At 75.1% G+C, this 13,656-nt stretch carries 12 protein-coding genes and 1 pseudogene; 7 read left to right on the top strand and 6 right to left on the bottom strand.

Annotated elements, in window-relative coordinates; translation table 11 throughout:
- Window positions 1-96 precede the first annotated feature (96 nt).
- Window positions 97-546 carry a Fur family transcriptional regulator gene (locus tag HCK00_RS10390; RefSeq protein WP_168101530.1) on the bottom strand — a complete coding sequence of 150 codons (450 nt, stop codon included), beginning with the start codon at window positions 544-546 and terminating at the stop codon, window positions 97-99.
- Window positions 547-712: 166 nt separating this feature from the next.
- Here HCK00_RS10390 and HCK00_RS10385 point away from each other — a divergent pair, with 166 nt between their 5' ends.
- Window positions 713-2,179 carry a catalase gene (locus HCK00_RS10385; RefSeq protein WP_311765256.1) on the top strand — a complete coding sequence of 489 codons (1,467 nt, stop codon included), beginning with the start codon at window positions 713-715 and terminating at the stop codon, window positions 2,177-2,179.
- A 253-nt stretch (window positions 2,180-2,432) separates the two neighbouring features.
- Here HCK00_RS10385 and HCK00_RS10380 read toward each other — a convergent pair whose 3' ends face one another.
- Both HCK00_RS10380 and hisN read right to left on the bottom strand, forming a co-directional pair.
- Complete coding sequence (locus HCK00_RS10380) at window positions 2,433-2,843, bottom strand: CBS domain-containing protein (protein WP_168101528.1); 411 nt, start codon at window positions 2,841-2,843, stop codon at window positions 2,433-2,435.
- A 351-nt stretch (window positions 2,844-3,194) separates the two neighbouring features.
- Window positions 3,195-3,992, bottom strand: a complete 798-nt coding sequence (gene hisN / locus HCK00_RS10375) for a histidinol-phosphatase (RefSeq protein WP_168101527.1) — start codon at window positions 3,990-3,992, stop codon at window positions 3,195-3,197.
- Window positions 3,993-4,153: 161 nt separating this feature from the next.
- Between hisN and HCK00_RS10370 the strand changes: the two genes are divergently transcribed.
- Window positions 4,154-4,852, top strand: a complete 699-nt coding sequence (locus HCK00_RS10370) for a TetR/AcrR family transcriptional regulator (protein WP_168101526.1) — start codon at window positions 4,154-4,156, stop codon at window positions 4,850-4,852.
- Window positions 4,853-4,991: 139 nt separating this feature from the next.
- Here HCK00_RS10370 and rsgA read toward each other — a convergent pair whose 3' ends face one another.
- From rsgA to HCK00_RS10355, 3 genes are all read right to left on the bottom strand, one after another.
- Window positions 4,992-6,020: a ribosome small subunit-dependent GTPase A gene (gene rsgA, locus HCK00_RS10365; RefSeq protein ID WP_168101525.1), complete on the bottom strand. Its 1,029-nt coding sequence runs from the start codon at window positions 6,018-6,020 to the stop codon at window positions 4,992-4,994.
- A 13-nt stretch (window positions 6,021-6,033) separates the two neighbouring features.
- Window positions 6,034-7,458, bottom strand: coding sequence for a 3-phosphoshikimate 1-carboxyvinyltransferase (gene aroA, locus HCK00_RS10360; RefSeq protein ID WP_168101524.1), 1,425 nt, complete (start codon window positions 7,456-7,458; stop codon window positions 6,034-6,036).
- 219 nt (window positions 7,459-7,677) lie between these two features.
- Window positions 7,678-8,430 carry a M50 family metallopeptidase gene (locus tag HCK00_RS10355; RefSeq protein WP_168101523.1) on the bottom strand — a complete coding sequence of 251 codons (753 nt, stop codon included), beginning with the start codon at window positions 8,428-8,430 and terminating at the stop codon, window positions 7,678-7,680.
- A gap of 148 nt (window positions 8,431-8,578) precedes the next feature.
- On the opposite strand from HCK00_RS10355, the gene HCK00_RS10350 reads away from it, so the two are divergent.
- The 5 genes and pseudogenes from HCK00_RS10350 to HCK00_RS10330 all read left to right on the top strand — a co-directional run.
- Entirely contained in the window at window positions 8,579-9,433 is an 855-nt protein-coding gene (locus HCK00_RS10350; RefSeq protein ID WP_168101522.1) for an SOS response-associated peptidase, read from the top strand.
- A gap of 245 nt (window positions 9,434-9,678) precedes the next feature.
- Window positions 9,679-10,341 (top strand): alpha/beta hydrolase family protein, encoded by a 663-nt coding sequence (locus tag HCK00_RS10345; protein WP_168101521.1) that lies wholly within the window; start codon window positions 9,679-9,681, stop codon window positions 10,339-10,341.
- Between the two features lie 566 nt (window positions 10,342-10,907).
- A complete protein-coding gene (locus HCK00_RS10340) occupies window positions 10,908-11,624 on the top strand; it encodes a sigma-70 family RNA polymerase sigma factor (RefSeq protein ID WP_311765255.1) in 717 nt (238 codons plus the stop codon).
- Window positions 11,621-12,022, top strand: coding sequence for a mycothiol system anti-sigma-R factor (gene rsrA / locus HCK00_RS10335; RefSeq protein ID WP_168101519.1), 402 nt, complete (start codon window positions 11,621-11,623; stop codon window positions 12,020-12,022). Before HCK00_RS10340 ends, rsrA begins: the two co-directional genes overlap by 4 nt.
- A 150-nt stretch (window positions 12,023-12,172) precedes the next feature.
- Window positions 12,173-13,561 (top strand): annotated as a pseudogene (locus HCK00_RS10330) (HD-GYP domain-containing protein); the annotation flags it as partial.
- Window positions 13,562-13,656 lie beyond the last annotated feature (95 nt).

Raw genomic sequence — 13,656 nt, 5'->3', positions numbered from 1 at the left:
GCCCGTCAGGTGCCTCTGGAGTGCGTTTCGGGGGTACTTCGGGGGCCGCGTCCGGGGGCGGGGCGCGTCCCACACTCTCCGGGGCCCGCGCCGGGGTCAGGCGGTGGCCGGTGCCCCGGGGTCACGGACGGTCCCGGCGGAGCAGGACGGGCAGAGGCCGTGGTACGTCACGTCCACCCCCGAGATGGTGAACCCGAACCGTTCGCTCTCGGGGAGGTCCGCGAGCGGGGTGCCCGTCGGGTGGACGTCCCGCACCGTGCCACAGGCGCCGCAGACCAGATGCTGGTGCGGCCGGTGGGCGTTCGGGTCGTACCGCATGGCGCGCCGGTCGGTGGAGACCTCGATCACCTCGCCGAGCGAGACCAGCTCACCGAGGGTGTTGTACACCGTCGCGCGCGAGATCTCGGGGAGCCGAGCGGCGGCCCGCGCGTGCACCTCGTCGGCGGTCAGGTGGACATGCTCGCCGTCGAGAACCTCGGCGATGACCCGTCGCTGAGCGGTCATCCGCCAGCCGCGTCCCCGGAGCCGGTCCAGTAGGTCACTCATGTCCTTCACCTAACGAATTCTGGGGGTCCAGCTTAACAACCAGGTACCCGTTACCCGAACGGGTATGGGATTCGGCTCTTTCTTGACTTGGACAATGTCCAATGTAGGATCGCTTACGCGCCGGGCCAAGAGGGCCGGCGTGACGGCGAGGACGCGGGAGGCGTACGTGAGCGTGCAGGACGAGGTGACGGGTCCGCTGACGACCGAGGCCGGGGCCCCGGTCGCGGACAACCAGAACAGCGAGACGGCCGGTGCCGGCGGTCCGGCGCTGGTCCAGGACCAGCTGCTGCTGGAGAAGCTCGCGCACTTCAACCGCGAGCGCATCCCGGAGCGGGTCGTGCACGCGCGCGGCGCGGGCGCCTACGGCACCTTCACGGTGACGGCCGACGTGACGCAGTACACCCGGGCGGCGTTCCTGTCCCAGGTGGGCAAGGAGACCGAGACCTTCCTCCGCTTCTCCACCGTCGCGGGCAGCCTGGGCTCGGCCGACGCGGTGCGGGACCCCCGTGGCTTCGCGCTGAAGTTCTACACCGAGGAGGGCAACTACGACCTCGTCGGCAACAACACCCCGGTCTTCTTCATCCGGGACGCCATCAAGTTCCCCGACTTCATCCACACCCAGAAGCGCGACCCGTACACGGGCTCGCAGGAGGCGGACAACGTCTTCGACTTCTGGGGCCTCTCGCCGGAGTCGACGCACCAGGTGACCTGGCTCTTCGGTGACCGGGGCATCCCCGCCTCGTACCGCCACATGGACGGCTTCGGCTCGCACACCTTCCAGTGGAACAACGAGGCCGGCGAGGTCTTCTGGGTCAAGTACCACTTCAAGACCGACCAGGGCATCAAGTGCCTGACCCAGGAGGAGGCCAACAAGCTGGCGGGTGAGGACCCCGACAGCCACCAGCGCGATCTGCGCGAGGCCATCGAGCGCGGCGACCACCCCAGCTGGACGGTCGGTGTCCAGATCATGCCGGCCTCCGAGGCGGCGGCCTACCGCTTCAACCCCTTCGACCTCACCAAGGTCTGGCCGAAGGCGGACTACCCGGTCATCGAGATCGGCAAGCTGGAGCTCAACCGCAACCCGGAGAACGTCTTCGCCGAGGTCGAGCAGTCGATCTTCTCCCCGGCGCACTTCGTGCCCGGTATCGGCCCGTCCCCGGACAAGATGCTCCAGGGCCGGCTCTTCGGGTACGGCGACGCCCACCGGTACCGCGTCGGCGTCAACGCCGACCACCTGCCGGTGAACCGGCCGCACGCCACCGAGGCCCGCACCCACGGGCGGGACGGCTTCCTGTACGACGGCCGCCACCGGGGCGCGAAGAACTACGAGCCGAACAGCTTCGGCGGTCCCGCCCAGACCGGCCGCCCGCTGTGGCAGCCGATCCCCGTCAGCGGTGAGACCGGTGAGGCGGACACCCCCCGGCACGCGGAGGACGACGACTTCGTCCAGGCGGGCAACCTCTACCGGCTGATGTCGGAGGAGGAGAGGGAGCGGCTGGTGAGCAACCTCGCCGGCGCGATGAGCGGGGTCACCCGGGACGACATCCTGGAGCGGGCCATCGGCAACTTCCGCCAGGCCGACGAGGACTTCGGCAAGCGGCTGGAGGCGGCGGTCCAGGCCCTGCGCGGCTGACGGCCGGTCCGGTCCGGCGGTACATCCCCCGGGCCGCCGACGGCGGCGGATGCGGGCGGAGCGGGCGCGTCCCCGATGAGGGGCGCGGTTCCGCTCCGCCCGTCCGCGCGTGCCGGTGCCGGTGCCGGTGCCGGGCGTGGCCACGGCCCATGGCCCGGGCCGGTCGCCACGGTTCCGGGCCCGGATGCCCGCGGCCCGGCTACGGCCCCGGCCCGGTTACGGCCCCGGCCCGGTGCCGACGCGCCGCCGGGGGTCAGCCGGCCAGGGCAGCGTGTTCTCCCTGCTCCCGGCGGCCGGTTGCCCAGCAGCGGATGATGTCGCGCACCGACACCACGCCCACCGGCTCCTGCTGGTCGAGCACGATCAGATGGCGGAAGCCGCCGTGGGTCATCGCGGTGGCGGCCTCCTCCAGGGTCCAGCCGGGGGCGGCGAAGACCACGTCGGCGGTGGTGTGGGCGTGGGCGGGTTCCCGGTCCGGGTCCTGGCCCGCGCCCAGGGAGTCGAGGATGTCGCGCTCGGTCAGTATGCCGAGGCCGTCGGCGTCGGGGTCGTGGACGATGGCCGCGCCGACCCTGCGGTCGGACATCAGCCGCGCGGCCTGGCGCAGCGTATGGGCGGGTCCGATGGTGAGGACCACCGTGGTCATGGCGTCACGGACGAGCATGGACGGAGCCACCTCCTTCGCGGCCCCTGTGCCGGTGCCCTCTGCGGAAGCGGCCCGGAAGGGGACGCACAAACGCACAAGCGGGGGGTCTCACATGCTCACACGCGCCTCGGCAGCCCATCAAGGGGGCGCACGCGGCCCCCATGTCCCGGCCGGATGCGCCGGGCCCGGTGTGAGCGCCCGGCGCACGGCGGGGGCGGGGTGCTCCGAGCGCGACGGGTGGTGAGCGCCCGCACGCTCGCCCCGGGCCCCGGGCCCCGGTCACGGCGGGCGGCGTTCGCCGCCGCTGCGATGGCCGGGTGCGGCCCCGGGGCCGTCCGTGGGGGAGGGCCGGCCGGGGCCGGTGAACGGTCAGCGGGGGTTGAGATACCCCAGCAGCTCGCTGTGGAGCAGCCCGTTGGAGGCCGCCGCGTTCCCCCCGCCGGGGCCCCGCACCCCGTCGAGGCCGGTGAACTCACCGCCGGCCTCGCGCACGATGATGTCGTTGGCCGCCATGTCCCACAGCGACAGCTCCGGCTCGGCGCACATGTCGACGGAGCCCTCGGCGACCATCATGTACGGCCAGAAGTCGCCGTAGCCCCGGGTGCGCCAGCAGTCCCGGGTGAGGTCCAGGAAGCCCGCGAGCCGCCCCTGCTCCTCCCAGCCGCTCAGCGAGGAGTAGGCGAAGGAGGCGTCGGAGACCTTCGCCACCTGCGAGACCTGCAGCCGGGTGGCCGAGGACAGGCTCCGCCCGGTGTACGCGCCCGCGCCCAGCGCCGCCCACCACCGGCGCCCCAGCGCGGGGGCCGACACCAGCCCCACCACCGGCCGGTGCCCGGACTCGCCCGGTGCCATCAGGGCGATCAGCGTGGCCCAGACCGGAACCCCGCGGACGTAGTTCTTGGTGCCGTCGATGGGGTCGATCACCCAGCGGCGCGGCCCCGCGCCCTCGCTGCCGTACTCCTCGCCCAGCACCGCGTCCCGCGGCCGGGCGCGGCGCAGCGAGGTGCGGATGAGCTCCTCCGCGGCCTTGTCGGCCTCGCTCACCGGGGTCATGTCCGGCTTGGTGTCCACCTTGAGGTCGAGCGCCTTGTACCGGGACATCGTGTGGGCGTCGGCGGTGTCCGCGAGCACGTGGGCGAGACGGAGGTCGTCGTGATAGTCGGGCATGTGTGCACAGTATCCAGGCCGCTTCCGGCGGGCCACACGACCGAGCCGTACGAGCGGGGGCCGCGCCGCCCGGGGGCACTCTTGACAGCCCCTGCCGGCCCGTCAATTCTGAGCGGTCAGCAGCCGTGTGAGACCGAGGCCGGGGCGCCCGGGAGGCGACGATGCCCACTGCACGCGAATCCTTGCTGGACGCCGCGCTGGCGGCCCTGGGTGGCCGTCCGTGGCCGGGGGTGCGGATGGTGGACGTGGCCGTCGCCGCCAAGGTGTCCCGGCAGACCCTCTACAACGAGTTCGGCAGCAAGGACGGGCTGGCCCGCGCGCTGGTACGGCGTGAGGTGGACCGTTATCTCGTCGGGGTCCGGCACGCCCTGACCGGGCCCGGGCCGGGGGACCCCGGGGACCGGCTGGCCGCCCTCGCCGACTGGACCGTACGGACCTCCCGGCACAACCCGCTGGTCAGGGCCTCGCTCACCGGCTGCTGGGGGGAGCGGTTACCGCGCCCGCCCCGGCTCGCCGCCCCGCCGCCGTCCGGCATGTCCGTCGGATCCGGCACCTCCGTCGGGGCCGTCGGGGCCGGCGGGGCTGGGGGGGCCGGGGGGGCCGGGGGGTCTGGGGGGTATCTTCCCGCGCAGCGCCGCGCGGACGGCCCGCTGCCGTCCCCGGCCGAACTCACCGGTCAGGTGCGGGATCTCGCGGCGGCCGCGCTGACCCCGGGCCGCCCGCCGGAAGAGGTGCTGCGCGCGGCCGGACTGTGTGAGATCGCCGTACGGCTGACGCTGTCCTGCGTGGTGGCGCCCGTCGGCGAGCAGGAGGCGGGCCGACTGGTCCGGCGCGCGCTGCGGCTGGGCGGCGGCATCTGAACCGGGGGCCGGCGGGGGACTCCGCCGGGGGAACTCCCGCGGCCGGTCCCGCCGGCCCCGCAGGTCACCCGGACGGCCGCGCCGTCCGGGGCCCTGGCCCTCCGCGCTCGAGCGCCCCGCGGGCACCCGTCGCGCCGGCTCAGTCCTCCTCGCGCCGCTCCCGCGCCGACAGCAGCCGGCGCAGCGAGTACAGCCGGCGCGGGTCGGCGTGGCCCTCGGCGACCCACCGGTCCAGCGCGCAGTCCGGCTCGTCGTGGCTGCACGAGCGGGGGCAGCCCTCGGTTCCGGGCACGAGGTCGGGGAAGGCCAGGATCACCCGGGACGGGTCGACGTGGTGCAGCCCGAAGGAGCGCACCCCCGGTGTGTCGATCACCCAGCCGCCGAGGTCGCCGCCGGGCAGGTCCGGCCGCTCCGGCAGCGGCAGGGCGAGCGCGGACGTCGTGGTGTGCCGGCCGCGCCCGGTGACCACGTTGACCTCGCCGGTGGCCCGGGCCCGTTCCGGGACGAGCGCGTTGACCAGCGTGGTCTTGCCGACCCCGGAGTGCCCGACGAAGACGGTGGTGTGACCGGCGAGACGCTCCCGGACCCGGTCGGCCGCCGTGCCCGCCGCCAGTTCGTCCCGGTTGACCACCACGTACGGCAGCCCCAGCGGCTCGTAGGTCTCCAGCAGCGGATCGGCGGGCGCGAGGTCCGACTTGGTGAGGACCAGCAGCGGCTCCAGGCCGGCGTCGAAGGCCGCGACCAGGCAGCGGTCGATCAGCCGGGGCCGTGGCTCGGGATCGGCCAGGGCGGTGACGACGGCGAGCTGCCCGGCGTTGGCGACGATGACCCGCTCGTAGGGGTCGTCGTCGTCCGCCGTGCGGCGCAGCACCGAGGAGCGCGGCTCCACCCGGACGATGCGGGCCAGGGTGTCCTTGGCGCCGGACAGGTCCCCGACGATGGCGACCCGGTCACCCACCACGACTCCCTTGCGGCCCAGCTCCCGGGCCTTCATCGCGGTGACGGTCCGGTTCTCCACCAGGCAGGTGAACCGCCCCCGGTCGACGCGGAGGATCATGCCCTCGGCGGCGTCCTCGTGCTTCGGGCGGATGCTGGAGCGCGGCCGGCTGCGTTTCCCGGGGCGGACCCGGACGTCGTCCTCGTCGGTGTGCTTGCCGTAGCGGCGCATCGTCCGGGCGTCCTCAGCCGTGCCGGGTGGGGGCCGCCGCCCGGCCGGCCCCGAGCATCTCCGTCCACAGCCGCGGGAAGTCGGGCAGGGTCTTGGCGGTGGTGGCCACGTTCTCCACCTGGACGCCGGGCACCCGCAGGCCGATGACGGCCGCGGCGGTGGCCAGCCGGTGGTCGTCGTAGGTGTGGAACACCCCGCCGTGCAGCGGGCGGGGGCGGATACGCAGCCCGTCGGCGGTCTCGGTGACGTCCCCGCCGAGTTCGTTGATCTCCTTGGTGAGCGCCGCGAGCCGGTCGGTCTCGTGCAGCCGCAGATGGGCCACGCCGCGCAGCACGGACTCGGAGTCGGCCAGCGCGGCGACGGCCGCGATGCCGGGCGTCAGCTCGCCCACCTCGCTCAGGTCGACGTCGATGCCGCGCACCCGCCCGGTGCCGGTGAACGTCAGCCCCTGGTCGGTGAGTTCGCAGGAGCCGCCCATCTCGGTGAAGATGGCGCGGAGCGCGTCGCCCGGCTGGGTGGTGTGCGCGGGCCAGTCGGGGACGGTGACCCGGCCGCCGGTGACGAGCGCGGCGGCCAGGAACGGCTGGGCGTTGGAGAGGTCCGGTTCGACGACGAGGTCCCGGCCCAGCAGCGCGCCGGGCGCCACGCGCCAGACGTCGGGCTCGCCGCCCGCCTCCGGGGTGTCCACGGCGGCACCCGCCGCGCGCAGCATGTCGACGGTCATCCGGATGTGGGGCGCCGAGGGCAGGGCGCCGCCCACATGGCGCAACTCCAGACCCTGGTTGAAGCACGGCGCGGAGAGCAGTAGCGCGCTCACGAACTGGGAGGACGAGGAGGCGTCGATCTCCACCGGACCGCCCTCCAGGGCCCCGCTCCCGTGCACGGTCAGCGGCAGCGAGCCGCGCCCCCCGTCGTCGATCCGGGCGCCGAGGGCGCGCAGGCCGGAGATCACGCCGTGCAGCGGGCGTTCATGGCTGCGGGGGTCGCCGTCGAAGCGGACCGGCCCGTCGGCGAGCGTGGCCACCGGCGGCAGGAAACGCATCACCGTGCCCGCGTTGCCCACGTCGACGGTGGCGGGGCCGCGCAGCGCGGCCGGGATGATCCGCCACGCCTCGCCGCCGGTGGGGTCCCCGGAGCTGGAGGAGAGGGTCTCCTCGACACCGGTGCCCATCGCGCGCAGCGCGTCCGCCATGAGCAGTGTGTCCCGGGAGCGCAGCGGGCGGCGCAGCCAGCCGGGCTCGGAGGCGAGCGCGGCCAGCACCAGGCCGCGGTTGGTGACCGACTTCGAACCCGGCACGGTGACGGTCGCGTCGACGGGGTCGGACGCGACGGGGGCGGGCCAGAGGCCGGCCTCCTCCTCCGGGGTCGCGAGGGCCGCCGGGGTCTCGGCCGCGGGAAGGGGCGCGGGGAGTGCGGAGTGCTCGGGGGTACCGGTCATGGGCCTCACTTTAATGGCTCGCCGTGCGCCGGAAACCCGTGGAAAACGGAGGAAAGACAGCGCAACGTGCTCGAAATGTGCCAGTGGTATCGGGCCATGGCCACCGCCGGGGCCACGGCCGCGGAGTCACGGCCGCCCGCGCGCGTGCGCCCGGCGGCTCGTCCTGCCCCGTGCCGGCCCCACGTCCCGGCCGGGACGGGCGCCGCGGGCGTCGGACGGTCAGAGCCCCAGCAGCCAGCGCCCGCCGCCGATCAGCGAGGAGAGGCTGACGGCGTGGAAGAAGAAGATCCACAGCCCGGCGGGCACCCGGGTGAGCCGGGAGAGCTGATCGGCGTCGGAGTCGGGCGCCCCGCCCTCACCCATCCTGCCGAGGGGTATGCCCCGCCGGCCGTACCGCCGCCGTTTGGCCTGGAGTTCGAAGACCGGCCGTACCCCGCCCAGCAGCAGGAACCACACCACGCCGTAGGCGAAGGCGGCCTGCACCTCCGGCCCGGTGAGCCAGGAGACGCAGAAGAAGAGGGCCCCGGAGAGCAGCACGGTGAGCACCCCGTAGGCGTTCCGGATCATCACCAGCATCGCCCCGAGCAGGGCCGTCGCGCCCCACAGCAGGGCCGTGATGTGCCCCGCGGCCAGCAGCCAGGCGCCGCCCAGGCCGAGCAGGGAGGGCGCGGTGTAGCCGGCGGCGGCGGTGAGGATCATGCCCGCGCCCGTGGGCCTGCCCCGGGAGACGGTCAGCCCCGAGGTGTCCGAGTGCAGCCGGATGCCGTCGAGCCGGCGGCCGGTCAGCAGGGCGACGAGGCCGTGGCCGCCCTCGTGGGCGATCGTCACGGCGTTCCGGGTGACCTGCCACAGGGGCCGCGGCGCCACGGCCGCCAGCGCGGCGGCCGCCGTGGCGATCACCAGCCACAGGGCCGGGTCGGGCTGGGAGCCCGTGACGCGTTCCCAGAGTTCGCCGGCGCTGGTGATGTCCATCGGGTGAGCGGTCCCCCTGGTGCTGGATGGTGCGGTTCGCGGGTGTACGGGTCCGCGGTTCGCGGGTGGGTGCGGTGGCGTTCGGTGCGGTGTGCGGTGTGCGGTGTGCGGTGTGGCGTTGTCGGCGGGTCGTGGCAGTCTGGCACGCATGTGCGGTCGATACGCAGCGAGCCGGAAGCCCGAGGCGCTCGTGGACACCTTCGGGGTGGACCGATGGGACCCGGCGGAGAGCCTGGTCCCCGACTACCCCGACTACAACGTGGCACCGACCAAGAGCGTCTACGCGGTTCTGGAACGCCCGGACCGCCGGGCCGGGTTCCCGGAGTCCGCCGGGACCGGGGATCCCGGGGATCCGGTGCGGCAGCTGCGCGTGCTCCGCTGGGGCCTCGTGCCCTCCTGGTCCAGGACCCCGGAGGGCGGAGCACGGATGATCAACGCCCGGGCGGAGACGGTGCACGAGAAGCCGGCCTACCGGCGCGCCTTCGCCGCCCGCCGCTGCCTCGTCCCCGCCGACGGCTACTACGAGTGGATGACCGGGGCCGCCGAGCGGGAGCTGGAGGAGAAGGGCCGGAAGAAGCGCCCGCGCAAGCAGCCGTACTTCGTGACCCCCGTGGACGGCTCCGTGATGGCGATGGCCGGGCTCTTCGAGTTCTGGCGGGACCGCACGCTCCCCGACGACCATCCGCGGGCCTGGTGGGTGACGTGCTCGGTGCTGACCACGGAGGCGGAGACCACCCCGCTGCCCGGCCCGCGCCACGAGGACGGCCCCCGGACCCTCGCCGACATCCACCCCCGGATGCCGCTCGCCCTCCCTCAGGACCGCTGGGACGCCTGGCTGGACCCGCGCACCACCGAGCCGGAGACCCTCCGCGGGCTGCTGACCCCGCCGCCGCCCGGCGGTGTGCGCGCCTACCCGGTCTCCACCGAGGTGAGCAACGTCCGCAACAACGGGCCGGAGCTGCTGAAGGAGCTGGAGGCCCCGGAGGAGGGCACGCTCTTCTGACGCCTGACGCCTGACGCCTGACGCCTGACGCCTGACGCCTGACGCCTGACGCCTGACGCCTGACGCCTGACGCCTGACGCCTGACGCCTGACGCCTGACGCCTGACGCGGGCCGGTGCGGGCCCGCAGTCCCCGGAGCGGTGGCCGCCTGGTTGACGCCCTCCCGGCGCCGGGTACGGCCCCGGGACACCGGCCCGGCCGGGGTGCCGTACCGGTCCGCCGGGGCCGGCGAGGGAGGATGGCCGTATGGCAGAGATCCCCGCCGCCGGCCCGGCCGCCGAGGTCCGTCTCCTCCCCACCCCCGCCGGGGACGCCCGCCTCCACTGGCACCACGCGCCGGAACCGCGGCTGGTGCTGGCGCTCGGGCACGGCGCCGGCGGGGGCGTCGAGGCGCGCGACCTGCTCGCTCTCGCGGCGGAGCTGCCCGCCCGCGGCGTCAGCGTGGTGCTCGTCGAACAGCCCTGGCGGGTGGCCGGGAAGAAGCTCGCGCCCGCGCCGAAGAGCCTCGACGCCGCCTGGACGGCCCTCTGGCCGGCGCTGGCGGAGCCCGGTCCGCCCGTGGTGGCGGGCGGGCGCAGTGCCGGGGCGCGCGTCGCCTGCCGTACGGCGCGGGAGCTGGGCGCGCACGCCGTGCTGGCGCTCGCGTTCCCGCTCCACCCGCCCGGCCGGCCCGAGCGGTCCCGCGCGGAGGAGCTGACCGGGGCGGGCGTGCCCACCCTGGTCGTCCAGGGCGGACGGGACCCGTTCGGCCGGCCGGGGGAATTCCCGCCCGGCACAGCCCTCGCCGAGGTGCCGGACGCGGATCACGGGTTCGCGGTGCCGAAGCGGGCGGACCTCTCCCAGGACGAGGCGCTGGACGTGCTCACGGGGGCGGTCGCCGGCTGGCTGGACGGGCTGCCCACCGGGTAGCGGCCGGCGCCCGCCGGGCGGATCCGGGCGGCCGCCGGCCGGGTCTCCGCGCCGGTCCCGGAGGCGCCTCCACAGGTGGCACGGCACGCCCACGCCGTGCCGCTCCCGTACGGCGCGCGTCCCGTCGTCCTCACCCACCGGCGTCACGGCCCGGCACCACCTAGCGTGTTCACCCGCAGGGCCCCGCCCGGCGGAGATCTCGCGCCGGGTCCCGCTCCCCGGTTCCGCCCTCACGGGAGATCGCGGGGATCCGCGGGAGGGCGCCCGGGCCCGCCCCCGGTTCCCCTGGTGTCCCGTGCCCGGCGTCCGCCCCGGGAATGCGCGGGGAGAGCGGTCTGTTGTGCCGGGTGTCCGCACGCACCGGCCCCCGTCCGGCGCCGTCCGTACGTCGAGAGGAAGTCAGCCTCATGGGTTCGCTGCAGTGCCCCGCGCCGCCGCAGAGCACCGGTTCCGCGTGGCCGCGCGTCACCCTGCCCGCCCCCGCCGGGACCGCCGCCGGCCGGTCCCGTCGTCTATCCTCCGAGACGAGCGGGTCCGCACCCGGATCCGTCATGTCGCTGGAGGAGGTGGGTCCGGTCACCGGGACCGAGGCAGGGACCGAGGGCGGCCGCGCGGGGAGCGCTCGCGCGGCGGACAGGGATGGCGTCCGTACGGCCGGGACGGCCGAGACACCCGACGAGCGCAACGCGCGCTTCGAGCGGGACGCCCTTCAGTTCCTCGACCAGATGTACTCCGCCGCGTTGCGCATGACCCGCAACCCGGCGGACGCCGAGGACCTGGTCCAGGAGACCTACGCCAAGGCGTACGGCTCCTTCCACCAGTTCCGTGAGGGCACCAACCTCAAGGCGTGGCTCTACCGCATCCTCACCAACACCTTCATCAACTCCTACCGGAAGAAGCAGCGCGAACCGCAGCGCAGCGCCGCCGAGGACATCGAGGACTGGCAGCTCGCCCGCGCCGAGTCGCACATGTCCACCGGGCTGCGCTCCGCCGAGTCGCAGGCGCTGGACCGGCTGCCGGACTCGGACGTGAAATCGGCGCTGCAGTCGATTCCCGAGGAGTTCCGCATCGCCGTCTACCTGGCGGACGTGGAGGGGTTTGCGTACAAGGAGATCGCGGACATCATGGGGACACCCATCGGAACCGTGATGTCGCGGCTCCACCGCGGCCGCCGTCAACTGCGCGGTCTGCTGGAGGACTACGCCCGTGAGCGCGGGCTCGTCCCCGCCGGCGCGGGCGCCGCGCCGGGCGAGTCGCACGATTCGAAAGGCTCGGGCTCATGAGCTGCGGCAACCCCCACGAGACGGACTGCTCGGAGATTCTCGACCACCTCTACGAGTTCCTCGACCAGGAGATGCCGCTCGCCGACCGGGCCAAGTTCGAGACGCACATCGACGAGTGCCACCCCTGCCTGGAGAAGTACGGGCTGGAACAGGCGGTGAAGAAGCTGGTCAAGCGGTGCTGCGGGCATGACGACGTGCCCGCCGATCTCCGCGCGAAGGTCATGGGCCGGATCGAGCTGGTCCGCTCCGGCGAGGCCGTGCCCGACCGGCCGGTGGTGGCGGACCGCTCCGCCGCCGACTGCGGGGACGGCGGCGGCACGGAGCGGGGCGAGCCTCGCCCGGCCGAGGCCCCGGAAGCGGGCCCCTCCGCGGCCACCGCCCGCGCCGATTCGGCCTGACGGGCACCGGTTCACCCGAAGGAAGGAATCGGCGCCCCCGGGGCGCTCCCGATCCACGGAACCGCCCGTTCCCACTCCGGCACCGCCCTATTCTCACCGGTCTGACGCCGTACGGAGGCCGTACGCGCGGGACCGGCGGGAGGACGCGCCATGCGGGTGGTGCCACGGGGGGCGCTCGGACATCACCGCCGCGCGGTCCGCGGATTCCGTCTCTGCTGCGTTCTTGGCGTTCTCTGTCTTCTCTGTCTTCTCTGTGCCTTCTGCGGTCTCCGGGGCACCGATGCCGCCGGGGCCACCGCGGTGGGGTCCCTGTTCCCCGGAGCCGCCACCCCCTGGGCCGCCGTGGCGCTCCTCGCCGTCCTCCACGCGCTCTGCGGGTCCCTGACCCGGCAGCCTCTCCCGGGCCCCCCGGCGGAACCGGCCGGCGGGCTCCACGCGATCGGCGGCGCGGGAACGCCGGTCCTGCTCGCCGGAGCGTTTCTGCTGCCGCCCGCCGCCGCGGCCCTCGTCCCCGTCGCCGGGGCCCTCGCCGATCCCGGCCCGCCGGCCCGCCGGCTCGGACGGGCCGCCCGGCTCTCCCTGGCCACCTGGACGGCGGCGCATGTCCACGCCTCCGCGACCGGTCTCGTCACCGGGGCGGCGCCCGGCGGGGCCGGGTGGCCCCAGGCGCTGGCTCCGGCGCTCGCCGCGGCACTCGCCCACGGCCTGGTGCTCGGCCTGCTGGACGTGGGCCTGTTCGCCGCCGCCGGGCGGACGCCCCCGTGCGCCGGGTGGCGGGGCGCGGCGCGGGCCCTGGCCGCGCCGCTGCCGCTGACCGGGGTGTACGGGCTGGGCGCCGCGACGGCGGAGGCGCTCTGGCACAGTCCGTACGGCCCGGGCACTGCGGTGCTCGCCCTGCTCCCGGCGTGCGCCTCCGGCTGGGCGCTCGCCCGCCACCACCGGGAGCGCGCCGCCCAGCGGGCCGCGGTGGGCGCGCTCGTGCAGGCCGTCGGCCTGAAGGACGGCTACACCCGTGGCCACAGCGAGCGCGTCGGCGACGCCTCCGTCCTCATCGGCCGGGAGCTCGGGCTGACCGGTGACCGGCTGGAGGCCCTGCGCCGCGCCGGCACCCTCCACGACGTCGGCAAGCTCGGCGTCCCCACCCGGCTGCTCCGCAAGGACGGGCCGCTGACCCCCGAGGAGCGCCGGGTCGTCGAACTCCACCCCGAGTACGGCGACGCGATGGTGCGCGGCATCGGCTTTCTGGAGGAGACCCGCGCGGCGATCCTCCACCACCACGAGCGGCTGGACGGCGGCGGCTACCCGTCCGGACTGAGCGGCGACAAGATCCCCGAGGTGGCGCGGGTGATCGCGGTCGCCGACGCGTTCGACGCCATGACCTCCACCCGCTCCTACCGGCGGGCGCGGCCGGTTCCCGAGGCCGTCGCCGAGCTGCGGCGCTGCTGCGGTTCGCAGTTCGACCCGCGCATGGTGCGCGCGCTCTCCCGGGCCCTGGAACGGCACGGCTGGCGGCCCGGCCCTCCCGGGGAGGCGCCCGTGGTCCCCGGCGGCCACGCGGGGGATCAGGAGCGGGGAGGAAACGTGCCGCCTGCCGCCCCGGGGACCCCGCCGGCCCGTGTGCCGTCGGCGCGCCC

The organism is Streptomyces zingiberis (assembly GCF_012034935.1).
GTDB lineage: Bacteria > Actinomycetota > Actinomycetes > Streptomycetales > Streptomycetaceae > Streptomyces > Streptomyces zingiberis.
The sequence above is the reverse complement of the archived record's forward strand: the minus strand, read 5'-3'. Positions and strand labels throughout refer to the sequence as shown.